At 63.7% G+C, this 21,018-nt stretch carries 20 protein-coding genes; 11 read left to right on the forward strand and 9 right to left on the reverse strand.

All coding sequences use genetic code 11. The features are described 5' to 3' along the window. Positions 1-53: 53 nt before the first annotated feature. The 3 genes from LQT98_RS15715 (at position 54) to LQT98_RS15725 (ending at position 1,695) form a co-directional block, all read left to right on the forward strand. Positions 54-419: a CidA/LrgA family protein gene (locus tag LQT98_RS15715; protein ID WP_231463404.1), complete on the forward strand. Its 366-nt coding sequence runs from the start codon at positions 54-56 to the stop codon at positions 417-419. Further along, complete coding sequence (locus tag LQT98_RS15720) at positions 406-1,122, forward strand: LrgB family protein (RefSeq protein WP_231463406.1); 717 nt, start codon at positions 406-408, stop codon at positions 1,120-1,122. Before LQT98_RS15715 ends, LQT98_RS15720 begins: the two co-directional genes overlap by 14 nt. Positions 1,123-1,236: 114 nt before the next feature. Beyond that, on the forward strand, positions 1,237-1,695 hold the full coding sequence (locus LQT98_RS15725) for a SixA phosphatase family protein (protein WP_048409099.1): 459 nt from the start codon (positions 1,237-1,239) through the stop codon (positions 1,693-1,695). A 59-nt stretch (positions 1,696-1,754) separates the two neighbouring features. On the opposite strand, the gene metE is transcribed toward LQT98_RS15725, so the two are convergent. Beyond that, positions 1,755-4,046 (reverse strand): 5-methyltetrahydropteroyltriglutamate--homocysteine S-methyltransferase, encoded by a 2,292-nt coding sequence (gene metE / locus LQT98_RS15730; protein WP_231463408.1) that lies wholly within the window; start codon positions 4,044-4,046, stop codon positions 1,755-1,757. Positions 4,047-4,139: 93 nt separating this feature from the next. Here metE and LQT98_RS15735 point away from each other — a divergent pair, with 93 nt between their 5' ends. After that, complete coding sequence (locus LQT98_RS15735; RefSeq protein WP_231463410.1) at positions 4,140-5,072, forward strand: LysR family transcriptional regulator; 933 nt, start codon at positions 4,140-4,142, stop codon at positions 5,070-5,072. A gap of 1 nt (position 5,073) precedes the next feature. Here the strand turns inward: LQT98_RS15735 and LQT98_RS15740 are convergent, their stop codons facing one another. The 5 genes from LQT98_RS15740 to glnA all read right to left on the reverse strand — a co-directional run bounded on the left by LQT98_RS15740 (position 5,074) and on the right by glnA (position 10,564). Then, positions 5,074-5,814: a substrate-binding periplasmic protein gene (locus tag LQT98_RS15740; RefSeq protein WP_231463412.1), complete on the reverse strand. Its 741-nt coding sequence runs from the start codon at positions 5,812-5,814 to the stop codon at positions 5,074-5,076. A gap of 30 nt (positions 5,815-5,844) precedes the next feature. Further along, positions 5,845-7,299 (reverse strand): nitrogen regulation protein NR(I), encoded by a 1,455-nt coding sequence (gene ntrC, locus LQT98_RS15745; protein WP_231463484.1) that lies wholly within the window; start codon positions 7,297-7,299, stop codon positions 5,845-5,847. 69 nt (positions 7,300-7,368) lie between these two features. Next, positions 7,369-8,421, reverse strand: coding sequence for a nitrogen regulation protein NR(II) (gene glnL, locus LQT98_RS15750; RefSeq protein WP_231463414.1), 1,053 nt, complete (start codon positions 8,419-8,421; stop codon positions 7,369-7,371). Between the two features lie 124 nt (positions 8,422-8,545). Beyond that, the gene (locus tag LQT98_RS15755) at positions 8,546-9,022 is read right to left on the reverse strand and encodes a DUF4124 domain-containing protein (protein WP_231463416.1); all 477 of its coding nucleotides are present in this window, start codon (positions 9,020-9,022) and stop codon (positions 8,546-8,548) included. A gap of 123 nt (positions 9,023-9,145) precedes the next feature. Beyond that, positions 9,146-10,564, reverse strand: coding sequence for a glutamate--ammonia ligase (glnA, locus tag LQT98_RS15760; RefSeq protein WP_048409093.1), 1,419 nt, complete (start codon positions 10,562-10,564; stop codon positions 9,146-9,148). Between the two features lie 268 nt (positions 10,565-10,832). Between glnA and LQT98_RS15765 the strand changes: the two genes are divergently transcribed. The 6 genes from LQT98_RS15765 to LQT98_RS15790 all read left to right on the forward strand — a co-directional run bounded on the left by LQT98_RS15765 (position 10,833) and on the right by LQT98_RS15790 (position 16,329). Continuing rightward, entirely contained in the window at positions 10,833-11,285 is a 453-nt protein-coding gene (locus LQT98_RS15765) for a rhodanese-like domain-containing protein (RefSeq protein WP_048409092.1), read from the forward strand. A 197-nt stretch (positions 11,286-11,482) separates the two neighbouring features. Next, positions 11,483-12,304, forward strand: a complete 822-nt coding sequence (gene aroE / locus LQT98_RS15770; RefSeq protein ID WP_048409091.1) for a shikimate dehydrogenase — start codon at positions 11,483-11,485, stop codon at positions 12,302-12,304. Between the two features lie 116 nt (positions 12,305-12,420). Further along, complete coding sequence (gene mtgA, locus LQT98_RS15775) at positions 12,421-13,104, forward strand: monofunctional biosynthetic peptidoglycan transglycosylase (RefSeq protein WP_048409116.1); 684 nt, start codon at positions 12,421-12,423, stop codon at positions 13,102-13,104. Between the two features lie 197 nt (positions 13,105-13,301). Further along, on the forward strand, positions 13,302-14,741 hold the full coding sequence (gene mgtE / locus LQT98_RS15780; protein ID WP_231463418.1) for a magnesium transporter: 1,440 nt from the start codon (positions 13,302-13,304) through the stop codon (positions 14,739-14,741). 8 nt (positions 14,742-14,749) lie between these two features. Further along, entirely contained in the window at positions 14,750-15,568 is an 819-nt protein-coding gene (prmC, locus tag LQT98_RS15785; protein ID WP_378124636.1) for a peptide chain release factor N(5)-glutamine methyltransferase, read from the forward strand. Then, complete coding sequence (locus tag LQT98_RS15790) at positions 15,568-16,329, forward strand: phosphatase PAP2 family protein (protein WP_231463422.1); 762 nt, start codon at positions 15,568-15,570, stop codon at positions 16,327-16,329. The genes prmC and LQT98_RS15790 overlap by 1 nt, the downstream gene beginning before the upstream one ends. 117 nt (positions 16,330-16,446) lie before the next feature. Here the strand turns inward: LQT98_RS15790 and LQT98_RS15795 are convergent, their stop codons facing one another. Next, on the reverse strand, positions 16,447-16,926 hold the full coding sequence (locus LQT98_RS15795; RefSeq protein WP_048409087.1) for an FKBP-type peptidyl-prolyl cis-trans isomerase: 480 nt from the start codon (positions 16,924-16,926) through the stop codon (positions 16,447-16,449). A 137-nt stretch (positions 16,927-17,063) separates the two neighbouring features. Between LQT98_RS15795 and LQT98_RS15800 the strand changes: the two genes are divergently transcribed. Beyond that, entirely contained in the window at positions 17,064-18,197 is a 1,134-nt protein-coding gene (locus LQT98_RS15800) for a ribosomal protein uL16 3-hydroxylase (RefSeq protein ID WP_231463424.1), read from the forward strand. A 687-nt stretch (positions 18,198-18,884) separates the two neighbouring features. On the opposite strand, the gene bamC is transcribed toward LQT98_RS15800, so the two are convergent. After that, positions 18,885-20,018 carry an outer membrane protein assembly factor BamC gene (bamC, locus tag LQT98_RS15805; protein ID WP_048409085.1) on the reverse strand — a complete coding sequence of 378 codons (1,134 nt, stop codon included), beginning with the start codon at positions 20,016-20,018 and terminating at the stop codon, positions 18,885-18,887. A gap of 32 nt (positions 20,019-20,050) precedes the next feature. Then, complete coding sequence (gene dapA, locus LQT98_RS15810; protein WP_231463426.1) at positions 20,051-20,926, reverse strand: 4-hydroxy-tetrahydrodipicolinate synthase; 876 nt, start codon at positions 20,924-20,926, stop codon at positions 20,051-20,053. Positions 20,927-21,018: the final 92 nt, after the last annotated feature.

The following is a 21,018-nucleotide window of genomic DNA, read 5'->3' on the forward strand; positions in this document are numbered from 1 at the left end:
AGCGCGCGCCGGCACATTATCATGTTGGCATTGCTGTTTGGCTGGGGGCTGAGGTGATAGAGACCGCATTGTGTTTGCTGGGTTTTCAATTGGCGGGAGAAGTGCTGGCGCGAGGCTTGGGCCTGCCGCTGCCCGGCCCGGTGCTGGGCATGTTGTTGCTGTTTGTCGCGCTGAGCGTGCGCCGCGGCGTGCCGGCCACGCTGCAAACCCAGGTGCCGCGTTTTCTGGCGCACATGTCCTTGCTGTTCATTCCGGCCGGCGGCGCGGTGCTGGCCTACCAGGGCTTGCTGGCCGAGCACGGCGCGCGGCTGGCTGCGGTGCTGGCGCTATCCACGCTGACCACGCTGCTGGTGCCGGGCCTGGCCCTGCACTGGATGCTGGCGCGGCGGCGTCGCAGGAGCGGACATGGCGGGCATTGAGGCATTGGGCGCCTTGCGCGCGTCGCCGTTGACCGGGGTGTTTGTCACATTGCTGGCTTATCGTCTGGCCTTGTGGCTGAATCGGCGCTGTCATGGCCACCCCTTGTCCAATCCGGTGCTGATCGGCGTGCTGCTGCTGTTGGGTTGGCTATTGCTGTCGGGCACCGATTATCGCCAGTACATGCAGGGCGCGCAGTTGATCCAGATGTTGCTGGGACCGGCCACGGTGGCGCTGGCGGTGCCCTTGTACGGCAATCTGAGCCGCCTCAAGCGCGCGGCGGGGCCGCTGGCGCTGAGCATTTTGCTGGGCGGGCTGGCCGGCATCGTCAGCGCGGTGGGTTTTGGCTGGCTGTTCGGCCTGCCGCACGAGGTCTTGCTGTCGCTGAGCACGCGCGCGGTGACCACGCCGATCGCGATGAGCGTGGCCCAGGGCATAGGCGGGGTGCCCGAGTTGTCGGCGATGTGCGTGATCCTGTCCGGAATTTTCGGCGCGGTGGTGGCGCGGCCGCTGTTCGCCGCGCTGGGTTTGCACGATGATATGGCGCTGGGCGTTGCCACCGGCATTTCCGCGCACGGGATAGGAACGGCGCGGGTGTTCCAGTTGTCGGAGACTGCGGGGGCGTTCGCGGGGCTGGCGATGGGCTTGAACGGCTTGCTTACCGCCTTGCTGGTGCCCTTGCTGCTGGCGTTGTTCCCGCTGTAGGCGGGGCGGCGGTTTTCATTGCGCAGTCGCGCCAAGCCGCGCATCCCGTCATCAGCGGATGCCCGACTTGGCTCGCTTGCGGCGGAATTAAAAATATTTTTACGAGGGGTGTGTATGGATTTGATTTTGTGGCGCCATGCCGAGGCCGAGGAAGGTTCCGACGATCTGGCCCGCGCCTTGACGCGACGCGGCCAGCAGCAGGCCAGCCAGATGGCGTCCTGGCTGCGGGTGCGCCTGCCGCGCGACTATCTATTGCTGGCGTCCGAGGCCAAGCGCTCGCAGCAGACCGCGGCGCTGCTGGCCAAGAGCTTTCAGACCGTGCCGGCGCTGAACCCGACGGCATCGCCGCAAGAGGTGCTGGAGGCGATAGGCTGGCCGGAAGCGAACCGCACCGTGGTGCTGGTCGGCCATCAGCCTTATATCGGCTGGCTGACATCCGCTCTGTTGTCGGAACAGCAGCAGCTGTGGAGCGTGAAGAAGGGCTCGATCTGGTGGCTGAGCCACCGCGAGCGCCATGGCATTGAGCAGACGCGCTTGAAGGCGATGATGACGCCGGGCATGTTGCAGCCCTGAGCCGGAACCTAAAAAGGCCCCTCGATCGAGGGGCCTTTTTCTTGTCGGTCTCCAAGGTTTCAAACGACGGCGTCGGTCTCTTGCGCCAATCGTTGTCGCAGCGTCTTGCTGACCTTGACCATGCTGGCGAGCGCGGCCTCCACCTCGGGCCAGCCGCGGGTTTTCAGGCCGCAATCGGGATTGACCCACAGTTTTTCCGGCTCGATCACTTGCAGCGCCTTTTCCAGCAGTTGCTGAATTTCCGCCTCAGGCGGCACTCGCGGGCTGTGGATGTCGTAGACGCCGGGGCCGATGGCGTTGGGGTAGCGGAAGTGGCCGAAGTCCTGCAACAGCTCCATGTCCGAACGCGAGGTTTCGATGGTGATCACATCGGCGTCCAGCGCGGCGATGGCCGGCAGGATGTCGCCGAACTCCGAATAGCACATATGGGTGTGGATCTGGGTGGCGTCGGCCACGCCGTGGCAAGACAGGCGGAAGGCCTGGCCGGCCCAGTCCAGATAGGCGGCGCGGTCGGCGCGCTTCAGCGGCAGGCCTTCGCGGATCGCCGGTTCGTCGATCTGGATCACGCGGATGCCGGCGCTTTCCAGATCGCGCACTTCGTCGTTCAGCGCCAGGGCGATCTGGCGGCAGACTTCGCCGCGCGGCAGGTCGTCGCGGACAAAACTCCATTGCAGGATGGTGACCGGGCCGGTCAGCATGCCCTTGACCGGACGCGGGGTCAGGCTTTGCGCGTATTCGGCCCATTCCACGGTCATCGGCTGCGGCCGCGCCACGTCGCCGAACAGAATCGGCGGCTTGACGCAACGGCTGCCGTAGCTTTGCACCCAGCCGCCGGCGGTGAACACGAAGCCGGACAATTGTTCGCCGAAGTACTCCACCATATCGTTGCGCTCGGCCTCGCCGTGCACCAGCACATCGATGTCCAGCGCCTCCTGGCGGCGGATCGCCAGCTCGATTTCCTGCTGCATCGCCTGGCGGTAGGCATCGGCGGACAATTCGCCGCGCTTGAAGCCGGCGCGAGCGCCGCGGATGGACGCGGTTTGCGGGAAGGAGCCTATGGTGGTGGTGGGCAGCAGCGGCAGCTTGAGCCAGGCTTGCTGCGCGGCGGCGCGGACCGGATAGGCGCTGTGGCGTTGATCGGCGTCGGCTGGCAGCGCGGCCAGCCGCTGTTGGACATCGGGACGGTGGATCAGCGGGCTGGCGGCGCGCTGTTGACGGGCGTAATCGCTGCCGGCCAATTCATTGGCGATGGCGTCGCGGCCTTGTTCCACGCCGCGCTTCAATACCTTCAGTTCGTTCAGCTTCTGCACCGCGAAGGCGAGCCAGGTCTTGACGTCGACATCGAGCTGGGTTTCCGCGGCCAGGTCGAAGGGGGTGTGCAGCAAGGAGCAACTGGGGGCAATCCACAAGCGCTCGCCCAATTCGGCGGCCAGCGGCAGCAGGCCGGCCAGCGCGCGGGACAGGTCGGCGCGCCAGATATTGCGGCCATCGATGACGCCGGCGGACAGCACCTTGTCCTGCGGCCAGCCGGCGGCGAAGGCTTCCAGCTGCAGCGGCGCGCGCACCAGGTCCAGGTGCAGGCCGGCCACCGGCAGGCGCTTGAGCCGTTCGGCGTGTTCGGCGACGCTGCCGAAGTAAGTGGCCAGCAATAGCCGCAAGGAGCTGTCTTGCAATTGTTGGTAGGCGGGCTCGAAGGCGGTCAGCCATTCTTGCGGCAGGTCCAGCGCCAGGATGGGCTCGTCGATCTGGACCCATTCCACCTTGGCCTCGGCCAGCGCGGCCAGCAGCTCGCGGTAGGCTTGCAGCAGGCCGGGCAACAGTGCGAGCTTGTCGAAGTCGGCGCCCTTGCTCTTGCCCAGCCACAGCAGGGACAAAGGCCCCAGCAGCACCGGCTTGGCGCGCAGGCCCAGCGCCTGGGCTTCGCGCACTTGCGCCAGCAGGCGCTGCGGCTGAGCCTGGAAAGCGGTGTCGGCATGCCATTCCGGCACCAGGTAGTGGTAATTGGTGTCGAACCATTTGGTCATTTCCAGCGCCGGCTGTTTGGCGTTGCCGCGCGCCAGCTGGAAGTATTGTTCCGTGCTCAGTTGCGCCGGGTCGAAGCCGAAGCGCGGCGGCACCACGCCCACCAGCAGCTGCGCGTCCAGCACATGATCGTAGAGGGAGAAATCGCCAACCGGTGACAATTCCACGCCGGCGCCTTTTTGCAGCAGCCAGTGGCGCTGGCGCAGTTCGCGCGCGCCGCCGAGCAGCGCGGTCTCGTCGATTTCATTCTTCCAGTAATTCTCCAGCAGGGTTTTCAGTTCGCGTTTGGCGCCGATGCGGGGAAAGCCGAGCAAGTGCAGGGTGGTCATGGGTGGACTCCTTGGTTCGTGATGTCCCTAGCATTGCGCAAGCTGCTGTATGATACAAACTCATTATTTTGCCAGTTAACATGAAATGAATTCATGATGAGCATTCTGGAAATCCGACATCTGCGCACCCTGCTGGCGCTGGCCGAAACCGGCAGCGTGTCCTTGGCCGCCAGCCGCCTGTTCCTGACCCAGTCGGCGCTGTCGCACCAGTTGAAACAATTGGAGCAGGGCTATGGCATGAGCTTGTTCGAGCGCAAGACCCAGCCATTGCGTTTTACCGCCGCCGGCGAGCGCTTGCTGACGCTGGCGCATGATCTGAACGCGCGAGTGGCGGCGGCGGAGCGCGACCTGGCGCGGCTGCGCCAGGGCGAGGCCGGCGAATTGCGCGTGGCGGTGGAGTGCCATACCTGCTTTGACTGGCTGATGCCGGCGATGGACGCGTTCCGCCAGCATTGGCCGGGCGTGGAGCTGGACATCGTGTCCGGTTTCCATACCGACCCGGTCAGTCTGCTGCTGAGCCACCGCGCCGATCTGGCCATCGTGTCGGAGGCGGAAACCCAGGCCGGCGTCGATTTCCAGCCGCTGTTCGCTTATGAAATGGTGGGCATCGTCGCGCGCGATCATCCGCTGGCGCACAAGCGCTGCTGGCTGGCGGAGGATTTCGCCGACGAGACGCTGATTCATTACCCGGTGCCGGATGAAATGCTGGACCTGGTGCGCAAGGTGCTGCGGCCGGCGGGGATCAATCCGGCGCGGCGCAGCAGCGAACTGACCATCGCCATCATCCAGCTGGTGGCCAGCCGCCGTGGAGTGGCGGCTCTGCCGTATTGGGCGGTCAAGCCCTATCTGGAGCGCGGTTACGTGGTGGCACGGCCTATCGGCGAGCGCGGTTTGAGCAGTGAGCTGTACGCGGCGGTGCGCAGCGACGATGGCGGCCTGGCCTATATGCAGGACTTTCTGGCCACGGTGCGCGAGCAGAGCTTCGCCACCTTGCCAGGGCTGACGCCGCTGGGCGCGACCAACTGATTCAGGGCAGGGCCAGTTGCCGGCGCAGCGGCGGCAGTTGATTCCAGACGCAGCGCATGCGCTCCGGATGAGCCTGGCCGTAGGCCTGGCTGAACACCAGGTAGTTGCTTTCGGTCTTGAGCGGGGGCTGCAGCTTTTTCATGTGTAGCTGCGGCTGGCCGGCCAGATAGGCATCGCCGCCGGGTTCATGCATGGCGAAAGCGGCGATGCGCCCGGCCTGCAACTTGGCGAAGTTTTCCGCCATATTGCCGCCTTCTTCCGACGCGATGCGCCGGGCTTTCAATTCGCGAGTGATCGCCCAGCCGCGGTTGACGCCCACTTTCTCATCCTCGGGCAGGTCCAGCCGGAGGCCGTCCCAGCGCAGCGCCGATTGCTGCGGCACATAGAGCACATAGGACATGGCGGCCAATCGGTAGCGCGGATCGACCTGGCCGTCGCGCATCGGGTAGCGCATCTGCTTGGCTCGGTCAGTCTGGAAGGACAGCATGGCGGCGGCGTCGGCCTGGCTCAGCGCCAGGCTGCGCAGCACGCGCCGAGCCGGCAGCGGGCGGAATTGCGGGCTCAGGCCGCAGCGCTCCGCCGCAGTCTTGACCAGTTCGATGACGGGGCCGGACAGCCGGGGCGGGGAGTAGTCGACGAAGGGGGCCGGCTCGGCATTGCCGACGACGATGCGCAAGACGGGCGCGGCGTGCGTCCATCCGCCGGCCAGCAGGGCGAGCAGAGCCAGTACGGGCTTGGGCATGGGCGCGTCCTCGCGGCAATGATCATGGTTTCATTTTATGAGCCCCGGCTCGGCTTTGTCATGCGCTTCGTCAGCATGGGCTTCCAAACCCAGTTCCTGGATCTTGCGGGTCAGGGTGTTGCGGCCCCAGCCCAGCAGATGGGCGGCTTCCACCTTGCGGCCGCCGGTGTGCGCCAGGCCGCTGCGGATGCAGCTGGCTTCGAAGCGGCGGGTCAATTCGTCGATGATGCCGGTTTCGCCGCCGCGCAGACGGCGGCTGACTTCCTCGGCCAGCAGCAGCGGCCAGTCGGCCTGGGCATCGCCGCTGGCGCTGTGCGCGCCGGCGGCGGCGGGTTCGCGCAGTTCCTGCGGCAGGTCGGCCACTTCCACGGTCTGGCCGGGAGCCATCACGCTGATCCACTGACACAGATTTTCCAGTTCGCGCACATTGCCGGAGAACGGGCTGTGCTTGACCACGTCCATGGCGGCATCGCTGAGGCGCTTGGTCTCCACGCCCAGTTGCACCGCGCTCTTGGACAGGAAGTGGCGCGCCAGCAGCGGGATATCCTCGCGTCGCTCCCGCAGCGGCGGCAGCCGCAGCCGGATCACGTTCAGACGATGGTAGAGGTCTTCGCGGAACTGGCCGTCGCGCACTCGCTGCTCCAGGTTCTGATGGGTGGCGGCGATGACGCGGACATTGGCCTTGATCGGGGTGTGGCCGCCGACGCGGTAGAAGTGGCCGTCGGAGAGCACGCGCAGCAGCCGGGTCTGCAGTTCGGTGGGCATGTCGCCGATCTCGTCCAGGAACAGCGTGCCGCCTTCGGCCTCTTCGAAGCGGCCGCGGCGGGTGGCGAGCGCGCCGGTGAACGCGCCTTTTTCATGGCCAAACAGCTCGGATTCCAGCAAGTCCTTGGGTATGGCGGCGGTATTGAGCGCGATGAAGGGGCGGCCGGCGCGCACGGAATGGCGGTGCAGCGCTTCGGCGACTCTTTCCTTGCCGGTGCCGGATTCGCCGGTGATCAGCACGGTGACGTTGGATTGCGACAACCGACCGATGGCGCGGAACACGTCTTGCATCGCCGGCGCCTGGCCCAATAGCGCGGGCATCGCTTCCGTCGCGTCGTCCGTGGCGCTGGCCGGGCTGTTTTCCGCCAGCGCGCGCTCGATCAGCAAGACTGCCTGGTCGACGTCGAAGGGTTTGGGCAGGTATTCGAAGGCGCCGCCCTGGAAGGCCGCCACCGCCGAGTCCAGGTCCGAGTGCGCGGTCATGATGATGACCGGCAGCGCCGGATGCTCGCCCTTGACCTTGGCCAGGAACTTCAGTCCGTCTATGCCGGGCATGCGGATGTCGGAGATGATCACTTGCGGCGTGCGGTCGTAGAGCGCGTTCAGCGCGTCGTCGGCGCTGGCGAAGCTGTCGAAGCCGATGCCGGCGCGGCCCAGCGCTTTTTCCAGCACCCAGCGTATCGCCTTGTCGTCGTCAATAATCCATACCGCTTGCTTCATCACGGAATCCTCATGGTGGGGCTCGCCGGCCTTGGCCGGTCGCCGCAAGGTGTTTTTATCGTTCAATGCTTAGTCGGTGGCGAAAGGCAGCATCACCGTGAAACAGGTCTGTCCCGGCCGCGATTCGAACTCGATATTGCCGCCATGCTGATGGACGAAGGCCTGGGCCAGCGTCAGCCCCAGGCCGGTGCCTTCGGCGCGGCCGGTGACCAGCGGGTAGAAAATATGGTCCTTGATCTCGTCGGGGATGCCGGGGCCGTTGTCGACGATCTGCAATTTCAATGCCAAGGTGTGGCGCTTGCGCGCCAGCGTCGCCTGGCGCGCGACCCGGGTGCGCAGCACCAGCTCGCCCTTGCCCTTCATCGCCTGGGTCGCGTTCTTGACGATGTTGAGGACCACCTGGATCAGTTGTTCCTTGTCCGCCACCAAGAGCGGCAGGCTGGTGTCGTAATCGCGGCGGATCTGCAAGCCGTGCGGGAATTCGGCCAGCGCGATGCTGCGCACGCGCTCCAGCACTTCATGGATATTGATTTCGGCGCGCACATGGCTGCGGTGCGGCGCCAGCAGGCGATCCACCAGCGACTGCAGGCGCAGCGCCTCTTCCTTGATCACCGCGGTGTATTCCTTCAGCTCGGGGCGGTCCAGCAACTCGTGCTCCAGCAATTGCGCCGCGCCGCGGATGCCGCCCAGAGGGTTCTTGATTTCGTGCGCCAGATTGCGGATCAACTCGCGATTGGCCTGGTGCTGCAGCAGCAAGCGCTCTTCATTGGCGATCTTCAACTGCTGATCCAGCGGTCGCAGCTCGATCAAGGCCAAGCCGCCGTCGGCGTCCACCGGGGTGATGGACAGCGCGATGTGCAGCGCCTGCTCGCTGTGCTGCGGGATCAGTTCCAGATCGTGTTCGATGAAGCTGGCGTTGTGGCGCAGCGCGGTGGCCAGCGCCTGGCGCAGCGCCGGGCAGGGCTGGAACAGTTCGAACAGGCTGTGGCGGCGCAGCTCGCGGCTGCCCAGCGCCAGCAGGTTCTCGCAGGCGGGATTGACGAAGTGGAGCGCGCCGTCGGCATCAGCGATCAGCACGGGGGTGTCCAGCAGTTCTAGTCCGGTAAAGCTGGTCGGCGGCATGGTGTGGGGTGTCCTGTGGGCTCGGTCGCGAAGGGCATGCGTTGGCGCAGCAAGATTCGGGCCATGCCCGTGGGATGGGGAATGGCCCGTTTAATGGCAGTATGCACCAAGATGGTGCGTCAAACTAGTTTTGCCCCAATTCGCGGCGCAGCGCTTCCACGTTCTTCTGGCGATCGGTGACTTCGTCCTGCAGCTTCTGCACCCGGTCCAGGTATTTCTGGTAATTGCGGGTTTCGTCGCCGTTGCGCGTGGCCTTGCCATCGGTCAGCGCCTTTTGCGCATCGGCCAGCGCTTTCTGCTCATTGGCCAGTTCCTGTTCCAGGATCTTGCGGCGGCCGCTGTCGCGCTGTTTCTGCGTGCCGGGGTCGACGCTGGGGAAGCTGCTGGACGGTTTGGCCGGCGCCGCGCCGCCGCCGCTGCTGTTGCCGCTGTTCTTGTGCTGGCTGGGATAGGAGGAGAGCGGGTTGAGTCGTATTGGTTGCGCGCCGCGGATGGGCACATTGGTGAAGGTGACGTTGCCGTCCTTGTCCACGTACTTGTAAACGGTGGCCTGCGCCGAGGCGCTGAGCAGCAGCAATAGACAGAGGGATAGCGTTTTCATGAGCGGCGGAGTCGGATTCTTGGTTTCGGCATTGCTAATGATATGCAAATCGGCGGGCCAAGTCATATATGAAAACGGCAGCCATGGGGCTGCCGTTTCGTTTTCCGGGATGATCCGCGTCGCTTACAGCGAGTAATACATCGCGAATTCAACCGGATGCGTGGTCATGCGGGTCAGGTTCACTTCCTGCATCTTCAACTCGATGTAGGCGTCGATCCAGTCATTGGAGAACACGCCGCCGCGGGTCAGGAACTCGCGGTCCTTGTCCAGGGCGGCCAGCGCCTCGTCCAGGCTGGCGCACACGGTCGGGATCAACTTGTCCTCTTCCGGCGGCAAATCGTACAGGTTCTTGTCCGCGGCGTCGCCCGGGTGGATCTTGTTCTGAATGCCGTCCAGGCCGGCCATCAGCAGCGCGGAGAAGCACAGATAGGGGTTGGCCAGCGGATCCGGGAAGCGCGCTTCGATGCGGCGGCCCTTGGGGCTGGCCACGTGCGGAATGCGGATGGAGGCGGAGCGGTTCTTGGCGGAGTAGGCCAGCTTCACCGGCGCTTCGTAATGCGGCACCAGGCGCTTGTAGGAGTTGGTGCCCGGATTGGTGATCGCGTTCAGCGCCTTGGCGTGCTTGATGATGCCGCCGATGTAGTAGAGCGCGGTGTCGGACAGGCCGGCATAGCCGTCGCCGGCGAACAGGTTCTTGCCGTCCTTCCAGATCGACTGGTGCACGTGCATGCCGGAGCCGTTGTCGCCGACGATGGGCTTGGGCATGAAGGTGGCGGTCTTGCCGTAGCTGTGCGCCACGTTGTGCACCACGTATTTCAGGATCTGGGTCCAGTCGGCGCGCTGGGTCAGGGTGCTGAACTTGGTGCCGATCTCGTTCTGGCCGGCGGTGGCCACTTCATGGTGATGCACTTCCACCGGAATGCCCAGTTCTTCCAGCAGCAGCACCATGGCGGAGCGGATGTCCTGGGAGGAGTCCACCGGCGGCACCGGGAAGTAGCCGCCCTTGACGCCCGGGCGGTGGCCCATATTGCCGCCTTCGAATTCCTCGGCGGACGCCCATGCGGCTTCCTCGGCCTTGATCTTGACGAAGCAGCCGGACATGTCGGTGCCCCAGGTCACGCTGTCGAAGACGAAGAATTCCGGCTCCGGGCCGAAGTAGGCGGTGTCGCCCAGGCCGGATGCCTTCAGATAGGCTTCGGCGCGCTTGGCTATGGAGCGCGGGTCGCGGTCATAGCCCTTGCCGTCGGCCGGGTCGATCACATCGCAGTGCAGGAAGACGGTGGGTTCGTCGTAGAAGGGGTCGATGCGAGCGGTGGCCGGGTCGGCCATCAGCAGCATGTCGGATGCCTGAATGCCTTTCCAGCCTGCGATCGAGGAGCCGTCGAAAGCATGGCCGTGCTCGAACCATGCTTCCGGATCGTCCAGCAGCACGTGGGCCGGGATGGTCACGTGTTGTTCTTTGCCGCGGGTATCGGTAAAGCGCAGGTCTACGAATTTGACATCGTTTTCGGTAATCAGCTTGACTACGTCTGCAACCGCCATGGTTTTCTCCTGAAAGGCTACATGCATCATGTGCGAATTAGTGTACGGCTAACGCTTAAGCATTAAGCGTGCCAGCTTAAAATCGCCGAGATTCCATTGTGTCATAGCCCAAAAACGGGCGCTAGCAGAGTTGAATGAACCAGCTTGGTGCCTGTACCGAAGTCGTGCACCAAAATGGGGCTGATCTTGCGTTGCAGCGGTGCGCTGGTATGGATAATCTGTGTATATAAAGGTATTGAGGGCGGTCTTGGCCGCGAGGAGAGCTTGCATGGATCAAATGACGCAGATATTGCAGCAGGCGCAGCGCCGGGCCGAAGAACAGGGTTTGCCCTATCGCGGCGCGCTGACGCCGCAGGAGGCGCACCAGTTGAAGCAGGCGCTGCCGGAGGCGACCTTGCTGGACGTGCGCAGCGCGGCGGAATGGCAGTTCGTCGGCGTGGTGCCCTATGCCCAGCGGCTGGAGTGGCGAAGCTTTCCCGGAATGCAGCCTAATCCGCGTTTCATCGAGCAATTGCAGGAGATGCTGCCCAAGGATGGGATACTGATGCTGATGTGCCGCTCCGGCGTGCGCTCGGACGAAGCCGCGCGCCTGGCCGCCGCCGCCGGTTATACCGAGGCCTACAACGTGCTGGAAGGTTTCGAGGGCGATAAGGACGCGGCGGGGCATCGCGGCGCGCTGGGCGGCTGGAAGGCGCGCGGCCTGCCCTGGCAGCAGGGCTGAGGTGGCGGCAAGCGGCGCGACGTGGTTGATGTTTGCCGTGTTCCACGGCAAAGTGTCGTTCTGGCGCCGCTCGCTTGCGAGCAAGACGGCGAGAGCCGCCAACAAAACCCAGCCGGAGTCCGCGTGTTTGCCTGGCGGCGAGGTTTTGTTAGCCGCTTTTATATACATAACATGCCGACATTTTGGAAAGCTGACTCATGACCGACCGTTACGCCGTTATCGGCAATCCCGTTTCCCATAGCCAGTCGCCCTTCATTCATAACGAATTCGCCAGCGCGACCGGGCAGGACATCAGCTACGACAAGCTGTTCGCCGAGCTGGGGCAATTCAACGGGGTGGTGTCCGAATTCGTCGCCGCCGGCGGCAAGGGTTTGAACATCACGCTGCCGTTCAAGGGCGACGCTTACCGCTTCGCCAATGAAGTGACCGAGCGCGCGCGCGCCGCCGAAGCGGTCAACACCTTGAGCTTCCGCGACGGCAAGGCCTATGGCGACAATACCGACGGCGTCGGCCTGGTGCGCGACATCGTTGATAATCTGGACTACCCGATCGCCGGCGCCAAGGTGCTGATCCTGGGCGCGGGCGGCGCGGTGCGCGGCGTGCTGGAACCCATCCTGGCGCAAAAGCCGGCCGCCTTGACCATCGCCAACCGCACCCTGATCAAGGCCGAGGCGCTGGCGCATCACTTCGCGCCCTGGGGCAAGGTGGAGGCCATAGGCTACGAGCAGTTGAAGGGACGCAGCTTCGACATCGTGATCAATGCGACATCGACCAGCCTCAGCAATGAACTGCCGCCGATTCCCTACGGCCTGTTCACGGCTCGCACCCTGGCTTACGACATGGTGTACAGCAAGGGCCTGACCCCTTTCCTGCAGCGCGCGCAGGCGGAAAACGCCGGCATGCTGGCCGATGGCCTGGGCATGCTGGTGGAGCAGGCGGCGGAATCCTTCGCCATCTGGCGCGGCGTGGAGCCGGCCACTCGCAAAGTGACCAATATGCTGCGGGAAGTGCTGGCCTGACGCTCGCCGGGTCCGGCGGGTCCGGACCCATAGACACAAGGCGTCGCTTTCCCCTCCCGCGGTTTGAATCCCAATCCCCCTTGCCCTGCGAGGGGGCTCGCTTTGCGAGTCAGATGATGCGTCTTTTCCTGAAAGTGCTGGCGGCCCTGATGGCCGCCTTTCTGCTGTATAACCTGTGGATCTTCGGCCATATCGTCTATTGGCGCGGCCACAATCCGGCGGCCAGTTCTTTCATGAACGAGCAGCTGGCCAAGCTGCAGCAGGATGACCCCGAGGCCGAGCTGCGCCACAAATGGGTGAGTTATGAGCAGATCTCGCCCAATCTCAAGCGCGCGCTGATCGCATCCGAGGACGCCAAGTTCGTCGACCACGAAGGTTTTGACTGGGACGGCATCGAGGCCGCGTTCGAGAAGAACCTGAAGAAGGGCAAGATCGTCGCCGGCGGCTCCACCATCAGCCAGCAGTTGGCCAAGAATCTGTTCCTGTCCAGCAGCAAGACGCCATGGCGCAAGCTGGAGGAAGCCTTGATCACGGTGATGCTGGAAACGGTGCTGGACAAGCGGCGCATCTTCGAGATCTACCTGAACGTGATCGAATGGGGCAACGGCGTGTTTGGCGCCGAGGCGGCGTCGCGCCATTACTATCGTTCGAGCGCGGCGCGGCTGTCGTCGGCGCAGGCGGCCAAACTGGCCGCGATGGTGCCCAATCCGCGTTATTACGACAGCCATCGTGGCGCGCCCGGTCTGGCGCGCAAGACCCGCATCATCCAGCGGCGCATGGCTTACGTGGAGCTGCCCTGATCCCTGGGGCGCAATTGGAGCCGCGGGCGGGCGCATGTTACAATCGCGACTTTCTTCAAGTGCGCCGTGCGCTAGGCATGGCGGCTACACATGGACTTACCCAGTTACCCCGTAATCCAATCCCGATTTACCGTTAGAGAATAAAGCCCGCCTCCGACCGCCCGCGCCGCGCGCCATCGAGGCGGAAGGAGACGTGCATGACGGTTGCCTTCAAGCAACAATCCGCCGATCGTCTGCAAGAAAGCCTGGCCCTGGTGCAGCGCCTGATCGAGCGCCAGCGGCAGTTGGAAGATCTGGTATCCCGTCCGGAGGCGAGCGAACCGCCGACGGATCCGTTGGCCCCGCATTACAATCTGGAAGCGCTGCGCCTGAAGCTGGAGCAACTGCATCCGGCCGATGTCGCGCATATCCTGGAAGCCTTGCCGCTGGAAGAACGCCTGCTGGTCTGGGACCAGGTGGACGGCGCGCGCGACGGCGCCATCCTGCTGGAGGTGTCAGACGCGGTCAGGGAATCGCTGATCGAAGTGATGGAGCACGGCGAGCTGGTCAACGCCGCCGAGCAGTTGGACGCCGACGAACTGGCCGAGTTGGCGCCGGACATGCCGCGCCAGGTGGTGTACGAAGTGATGGGCGGCCTGGACGAGGAAGAGCGCGCCCAGCTGCAGTCGGCCTTGTCCTACGATGAAGACAAGGTTGGCGCGCTGATGGATTTCGACCTGGTCAAGATCCGCGCCGACGTCAGTTGCGAGGTGGTGCTGCGCTATCTGCGCCGCTTCGATGAACTGCCGGCCCACACCGACAAGATTTTCGTCATCGACGAGCAGGGGCTGTTGATGGGCGTGTTGTCCATCCGCAAGCTGCTGGTGTCCGATCCCGACGCGCTGGTGTCCGAGGTGATGGCCACCGAACTGGTCAGCTTCAATCCGGACGAAGACGCCGCTGACGCGGCGCTGGCCTTCGAGCGTTACGACTTGATCACCGCGCCGGTGGTGGACGAGGCCGGCAAGCTGATCGGCCGGCTGACCGTGGACGAGATGGTGGATGTGATCCGGGAGGAATCCGACAGCGAAGTGCTGAACCTGGCCGGTCTGAAAGAGGAAGAAGACCTGTTCGCGCCGGTGATCGATTCGGTGAAGAACCGCTGGGCCTGGCTGGCGATTAATCTGTGCACTGCCTTCGTCGCCTCGCGCGTGATCGGTGTATTCGAGCATTCCATTTCCCAGTTGGTGGCGCTGGCGGCGCTGATGCCCATCGTCGCCGGCATTGGCGGCAACTCCGGCAATCAGACCATCACCATGATCGTGCGCGCGCTGGCGATGGGACAGATGCAGCTGAACCAGGCCTGGCGGCTGTGGCGCAAGGAGTTGCGGGTCAGCATGATCAACGGCGTGTTGTGGGGCAGTGTGATCGGCAGCGTGGCCTGGCTGCTGTACGGCAGCTTCTCGCTGGGGCTGGTGATGTTGGGCGCGATGTTGCTCAACCTGATGCTGGCCGCCACCATGGGCGTGCTGATTCCCTGCCTGATGCAGCGTTCCGGTCGCGATCCGGCGCTGGGCTCCAGCGTGCTGATCACCGCCTGCACTGATTCCGGCGGCTTCTTCATCTTCCTGGGTCTGGCCACCCTGTTCCTGTTGTGACGACCATGTTGACGATAGCCGAGGCGCTGCGCCTCTACCCCTTGCCCCGTCTGGAAGCGCGCATGCTGTTGCAGCAGGCGGCGCCGGCGCTGACTCACGCTCGCATCGTGGCCTATCCCGAACAGGCGTTGAGCGCCGAAGAAGAGGCGAATTTTCGCGTGCTGGCCGCCAGGCGCGCCGCCGGCGAGCCGGTGGCCTATCTGATCGGCCGGCGCGAATTTTACGGTCGCGACTTTACCGTGGGGCCGCAGGTATTGATTCCGCGTCCGGAAACCGAGCACTTGATCGAAGCGGCGCTGCAGCGGTTTGGCGGCCGTGCCGCCCGCGTCGTCGACCTGGGCACCGGCAGCGGCGCCATCGCGACGACGCTGGCGCTGGAAGCACCGGAGTGGCGAGTCCGCGCAGTGGATTTGTCGCCGGAGGCGCTGACCATCGCGCGCGGCAACGCCGAACGCCTGGGGGCGCAAGTCGAGTTTCATCAAGGCAGCTGGTACCAAGCGCTGCCCGCGGACGCGGTCTTCGATCTCATCGTGTCCAATCCGCCCTATATCCGCTCGGATGACGAACATCTGGGGCAGGGGGATGTGCGCTTCGAGCCGCGAATGGCGCTGACCGACGAGGCCGACGGGCTGGCCTGCCTGCGCGAGATCGCCGCCGGCGCGCCTAGGCACTTGCTGCCGGGCGGCTGGTTGATGGTCGAACACGGCTACGACCAGGGGCCGGCGGTACGTGGCCTGTTCGCCGCCGCCGGCTTGCAGCAGGTGGAAACCATTGTCGATCTGGCGGGTCTGGATCGAATCACCCTTGCAATGATGAAAGCTGACTGATGTGGTTTAAGTTGTCCTGTCTGCGCCGGCTGTGGCCGGCGTTGTTGTTATCGCCGCTGGCGTTTCTGCTGGCGATATCGCCGGATTGCAATCGCGAGTTGTTCCTGATCTTGCACGAGGCCGGCCGCGTCGCGCCCGGCGCGTTCTGGCGCCTGTTGAGCGTATTGGGCGATTGGCCCACGGTGCTGGCCCTGCTGCTGGCCTTGAGCTGGCGGCGGCCGGACAAGCTGCCGGCCTTGCTGGCCGGCTGTGGCATGGGCGTGTTTCTGGCCATCGTGCTCAAGGCTGGCTTTGCCGAGCCGCGGCCGCCGCTGGTGCTGCCGCCGGGCTCGGTGCAATTGCTGGATGATCTGCCCGGCAATGGTTCCTTCCCGTCCGGCCACGCGATGGCGTCGGCGACGCTGGCGAGCTTTCTTTACTATTCCGGCATGCTGCGCCGGGGCGTGGTGCTGACGACGGTGGTGATCTTGGTGATGCTGTCGCGCTTGGCGATAGGCGTGCATTGGCCATTGGATGTGGCCGTGGGCGCGTTGCTGGGATGGGCCGCGATGTACGCCGCCTGCGTTTGGGCCTGGCCACGGGGCTGGCCGGAGGAGTTGAGCGCGCGCGTGCAGATGGCGCTGTTGGCGCCGCTGGCCGGGCAGTTGCTATGGCTGTTGTACAAGTCCGGCAGTCATGAGGAATATGCGCTGAGGTTGGCGCTTTGTGCGCTGGTGCTGGCGGCGGGGTGCTGGCGCTGGCGGCGTTTGCGTCAGGTCTGAGGCGAGCGCGGGGGGGTATCAAGACAAAGGCGGCCATGGGCCGCCTTTGTCGAAATCGGGCCGGCGCGCCGGCAAAAGCATTACAATGACGCCATGCCGGTTATGCCTGCGGCCTGATCAATGATGGTGGCCGTGTTCGCCGTGGGCGTGGCCATGGCTGACTTCGTCGGCGCTGGCGGCGCGGACTTCCACCACCTTGGCGGCGAAGCGAATGCTCTGGCCGGCCAGCGGGTGGTTGGCGTCGACCACGGCCTTGCCGTCGGCGATATCGGTGACGCGGAACAGCAGCACATCGCCGGTTTCCGGATCATCGGCTTCGAACATCATGCCGACTTCGACGTCTGCCGGGAATACGTCCAGATCTTCCACGCGGATCAGTTCTTCTTCCGGGTCGCCGAAAGCATCGTCAGGCGTCATCTTGACATCGATGGAGTCGCCAACGGCCTTGCCTTCCAACGCTTCTTCCACCAGCGGGAAGATGCCGTCGTAGCCACCGTGCAGATAGCTGATCGGCTCTTCGGTCTTGTCGAGGAGGTTGTTGTCAGCGTCGAACATCTCGTAGTGGAGGGTAACGACGGTGTTTTTGGAGATTTGCATGAGTGCGGATCCGTGAAGGAAGGTAAATAAAGCGGATGGCGGCGCGGGGCAGCCATCTAAAGCGTTTCAGCTGCGCCGCTATCGCGCGCATCCCATATTGTAAACCATTGCCGGGCGTTTCAGCCCGTGAAACTGCCATGAACACAACAACATTGCTGGGCGGCATGTCGCCCGAACAATTCCTTGCCGAGTACTGGCACAAGAAGCCGCTGCTGATACGTGGCGCGCTGACCGATGTCGGTCCGCTGGCGGACTTTTCCGTGTTGTCGCAATTGGCGACCCGCGAAGACGCCGAATCGCGCCTGATCGAATACCGCAACGACCGCTGGAGCCTGGAGCGTGGCCCGTTCCGTCCGGCGCGTTTCCGCCGTCTGCCGGAAACGGATTGGACCCTGCTGGTGCAGGGTGTCAATCAGCACTTGCCGCATATCGACGAGATCCTGTGGCGCTTCAACTTCATTCCTTATGCGCGGCTGGATGATTTGATGATCAGCTACGCGCCGCCGGGCGGTACCGTCGGCCCGCACTTCGATGCCTACGATGTGTTCCTGCTGCAGGTGGGCGGTCGCAAGCGCTGGCAGATCTCCACCCAGCACGACGATGATTTCATCGAAGACGCGCCGATCCGGGTGCTGAAGGACTTCCGCTGCGAGCAGGAGTTCGTGCTGGAACACGGCGACATGCTCTACTTGCCGCCCAAGTGCGCTCATCACGGCGTGGCGCTGGATCCAGGCATGACCTATTCGATCGGTTTCCGCGCGCCGCCGGCGCAAGAGCTGGCGACGCAATTCCTGGTGCATCTGCAGGACCGGCTTTGCGTGGACGGCGTGTACGCCGATCCTGGCCTGCGACTGCAGCAGGATCCTGCCCGCATCGGCGATGACATGATCGATCAGGTCAGCCGCCTGCTGGAACAGGTGCGCTGGGACCGCGCGACGGTGGGTGATTTCCTTGGGCATTACCTGACCGAACCCAAGGCGCATGTTTTTTACGATGCTCCCGAAGACGAACTGGACGAAGACGAATTCGAGCAGGCGGCGGTGGAGCAGGGTTTGGTGCTGGACCGCAAGAGCCAGATTCTGTTCTGCGGCGAAGATTTCTATTGCAATGGCGAGAAACTGGACACGGTGGCAGCGGATGCGGCGGCCTGGCGCGGGTTTGCCAATGCCAGAAGCATCGATGGAGTCGCGCTTAGCGTCGGCATGCGGGAATGTTTATACGAGGGATACCTGGCAGGCTATTGGCATCTCGCGATGAATGTAGCAAAATAGCCACAGAAATTGTTCGGATGCGCAAGTGATATCGACAAATTCTGGCCTCAAGGACGGGGGTAAACGCCCGTTTTTGTGGCTATGCTGCTTTGCGGAAGAGGATTATGGGCAAAGGTGTTTTTTTGGAATTTTGCCCCCTATACAGCCTTTTTATTCGTGATACAATTTGCGCACTGATGGATTTTCAGTCGCCCGGCTTATTTCGAAGACCGTGCGATAACTGACGTCTTGTTCAACTTATCCTCAAAGGTAATGAAAAAATGAAACAGTCGCTCCTCGTTGCTGCCCTGCTGGCTGTAGCCCTGTCCGCTTGCGGTAAGAAAGCTGAAGCTCCGGCTGAAGCTTCCGCTCCTGCTGTTGAAGCATCCGCTCCGGCTGCTGCTCCGGCATCCGCTCCGGCTGCTGAAGCTTCCGCTCCGGCTGCTGCTTCCGCTCCGGCTGCTGAGGCTTCCGCTGCCAAGTAATTCTTGGCCAGCGACAAAAAAACCGGCTATGGCCGGTTTTTTTGTGTCTGTAGCAAATAGAAAATAGTGTGTTGCAACATGAAAACAACACTATTGTCTGTTTGCTACAAAGCGTTACATTTTGCTTGACGATGGGCTGCTTGTTCCCGTCGGCGTTTAAGTAAATTGAAGGCGCAAAAAAAGCCCGCAATAGCGGGCTTTTTTATCGCGCGCTAATCCGCGCTTATTGCAACTCGGTTTGCAGTTTGGACAGCGCGGCCTTGCTGAACGCATCCGACAGCGGCTTGCCTTGCTTGTCCTGGATGGACACCGTGGTGGAGCCGGGCGCGTTTTCCTTGATCTGCACACGGTATTCCTGCTCGGTGGGCTTGGCGGACTTGCCGTCGTCGCTCTTCCAGAAGGCGAGGCTGGACCAGAAGCCGCCGGACTCGTTCTTGTCGGTTTCGCTCTTGGCCGGCTTGACGAAGTAGACACCCTGGGAGCGATCGCGGTCGCTGACCACCAGGCCGACGCGATCCAGCGCCAGGCCGACGCGGCGCCAAGCGCGGTCGAACTCGTCGCTGAGCACCAGCTGGCCGTCGACGATGGGGGTTTGCGGCTTGGCCGGAGCGCTCAGCGTCTGTTTGACTTGTTCGCGTGCTTTATCTTCCGCCATGCCCAGATTCATCATGAAGCGGCCCAGCAACTCGGCCTCCAGGCCCGGGTCGGTGGCGCGTGGCTGCCAGATGGTGTTGGTCTTGGTGGAGTCGGCATAGACTTCTTCCATGCCGCGGTGGGAGAAGTAGACTTCGGTGCCATTGGCGGTCTTTTCCAGGCGGATGCGGAACTTGTCGCGCTCGCCGGTGGAGTAGACGCTGCCGAGGCCGACGGTTTCCAGCAGCTTGCGCAGGCCGTCGTTAGGCAGCTTGGCGCGGTTTTCCGCCCAGTCGGTTTCCATCACGCCCACGGCCGGGTCTTCGCTCTTGATCACGAAGCCGTTGTCCTGCCAGAAGGCTTTCAGCGCCGGCCACAGTTGTTCCGGGCTCTTGCCCGACACCACCAGCCAACGCTGGGTGCCGGCGCGCTCCATCTTGATATTGTCCAGCTTGTTCAGCGCGACCGAACTGCCGGCCGCTGGTTGTTGCGCCTGGGTGCCGGCATTGGTGTCCTGCGCCGCGGCGGCGGCGCTGGCCGCGCCGGGGATGGTGTACTTGTTCTGGACTTGCGGCGCGGTCAGGTCCGGCGGCACTTCCAGGGTGTTGACGGTCTTGGGCTTGTCGGACTGGTAGTCCAGCTTCTTGGTCAGCGGCTGTTGCGAGCTGCAGCCGGCGAGGATGCCGGTTGCCAGCAGAATCGCGGCGGGCGCGGTTCGTTTCATGCGGTCTCCCATCATTTCAGCAGGGGATGGTTTCAAAGGACTTCAGCTTGTTTCATGGCCGCTTCCACTGCGGCTTGCGCGCCAGCGGACAGCGGGGTCAGCGGCAGGCGGATGCCGGCGGGGATCCGCTTCATCCGCATCAGCGCCCACTTCGCCGGAATCGGGTTGGGTTCAATAAACAGGTGCTTGTGCAGGCCTTGTAGTTTGTCGTTGATCTCGCGCGCCAGCTTGGCGTTGCCGCTGGTGGCGGCCTTGCAAAGCTCGCTCATCAGCTTGGGGGCGATATTGGCGGTGACCGAGATCACGCCGTGACCGCCGCAGAGCATGAAAGCCATGCCGGTGGCGTCGTCGCCGGAATAGAGGGTGAAGCCCGCGGGCGCGCGCATGAACAGATCGCAGGCGCGGCCGATGTCGCCGGTGGCGTCTTTCAGGCCCACGATGTTCGGGTGTTCTGCCAGGCGCAGCGCGGTGTCATTGCTCATGTCGGCCACGGTGCGGCCAGGCACATTATAAAGGATGACCGGCAGCTTGCTGGCGTCGGCGATCGCCTTGAAATGCTGGTACAGGCCTTCCTGGGTCGGCTTGTTGTAATAAGGTACGACCGACAGCACGTAGTCGGCGCCGACCTCCTGGGAGAGCTGGCTCAGTTCGATCGCTTCGGCGGTGGAGTTGCCGCCGGCGCCGGCGACGACCTTGACCCGGCCCGCCGCATAATCGACTACGGCCTTGACCACGGCGATGTGCTCGCTCACGCCCAGGGTGGCGGATTCGCCGGTGGTGCCAACCGCGACAATGCCGTCGGTGCCATTGTCAATATGGAAATCGACGAGTCGTCGCAGTGCCTCGTAGTCGACCGTGCCGTCTTCCGACATCGGGGTGACCAGGGCGACCAAGCTACCGGTAAGCATAGTTCAGCCTATCTCAGGGAATAGAAAACAAGATTCACGATTGTAGCGGAATTCGAGAAGCTGGCAAAAGGTGCTCGGCGATTCCTTGACGG

This window comes from Chromobacterium aquaticum (assembly GCF_021129195.1).
GTDB lineage: Bacteria > Pseudomonadota > Gammaproteobacteria > Burkholderiales > Chromobacteriaceae > Chromobacterium > Chromobacterium aquaticum.

What these genes read in the sequence shown, in the direction of transcription:
- mtgA (WP_048409116.1), top strand. Translation starts at nt 12,421, where the DNA reads ATGCGTCTTTTCCTGAAAGTGCTGGCGGCCCTGATGGCCGCCTTTCTG.
- LQT98_RS15740 (WP_231463412.1), bottom strand. Translation starts at nt 5,814, where the DNA reads ATGCCCAAGCCCGTACTGGCTCTGCTCGCCCTGCTGGCCGGCGGATGG.
- LQT98_RS15800 (WP_231463424.1), top strand. Translation starts at nt 17,064, where the DNA reads ATGAACACAACAACATTGCTGGGCGGCATGTCGCCCGAACAATTCCTT.
- bamC (WP_048409085.1), bottom strand. Translation starts at nt 20,018, where the DNA reads ATGAAACGAACCGCGCCCGCCGCGATTCTGCTGGCAACCGGCATCCTC.
- metE (WP_231463408.1), bottom strand. Translation starts at nt 4,046, where the DNA reads ATGACCACCCTGCACTTGCTCGGCTTTCCCCGCATCGGCGCCAAACGC.
- LQT98_RS15795 (WP_048409087.1), bottom strand. Translation starts at nt 16,926, where the DNA reads ATGCAAATCTCCAAAAACACCGTCGTTACCCTCCACTACGAGATGTTC.
- mgtE (WP_231463418.1), top strand. Translation starts at nt 13,302, where the DNA reads ATGACGGTTGCCTTCAAGCAACAATCCGCCGATCGTCTGCAAGAAAGC.
- LQT98_RS15725 (WP_048409099.1), top strand. Translation starts at nt 1,237, where the DNA reads ATGGATTTGATTTTGTGGCGCCATGCCGAGGCCGAGGAAGGTTCCGAC.
- LQT98_RS15765 (WP_048409092.1), top strand. Translation starts at nt 10,833, where the DNA reads ATGGATCAAATGACGCAGATATTGCAGCAGGCGCAGCGCCGGGCCGAA.
- glnL (WP_231463414.1), bottom strand. Translation starts at nt 8,421, where the DNA reads ATGCCGCCGACCAGCTTTACCGGACTAGAACTGCTGGACACCCCCGTG.
- LQT98_RS15755 (WP_231463416.1), bottom strand. Translation starts at nt 9,022, where the DNA reads ATGAAAACGCTATCCCTCTGTCTATTGCTGCTGCTCAGCGCCTCGGCG.
- LQT98_RS15790 (WP_231463422.1), top strand. Translation starts at nt 15,568, where the DNA reads ATGTGGTTTAAGTTGTCCTGTCTGCGCCGGCTGTGGCCGGCGTTGTTG.
- dapA (WP_231463426.1), bottom strand. Translation starts at nt 20,926, where the DNA reads ATGCTTACCGGTAGCTTGGTCGCCCTGGTCACCCCGATGTCGGAAGAC.
- glnA (WP_048409093.1), bottom strand. Translation starts at nt 10,564, where the DNA reads ATGGCGGTTGCAGACGTAGTCAAGCTGATTACCGAAAACGATGTCAAA.
- aroE (WP_048409091.1), top strand. Translation starts at nt 11,483, where the DNA reads ATGACCGACCGTTACGCCGTTATCGGCAATCCCGTTTCCCATAGCCAG.
- ntrC (WP_231463484.1), bottom strand. Translation starts at nt 7,299, where the DNA reads ATGAAGCAAGCGGTATGGATTATTGACGACGACAAGGCGATACGCTGG.
- LQT98_RS15720 (WP_231463406.1), top strand. Translation starts at nt 406, where the DNA reads ATGGCGGGCATTGAGGCATTGGGCGCCTTGCGCGCGTCGCCGTTGACC.
- LQT98_RS15735 (WP_231463410.1), top strand. Translation starts at nt 4,140, where the DNA reads ATGATGAGCATTCTGGAAATCCGACATCTGCGCACCCTGCTGGCGCTG.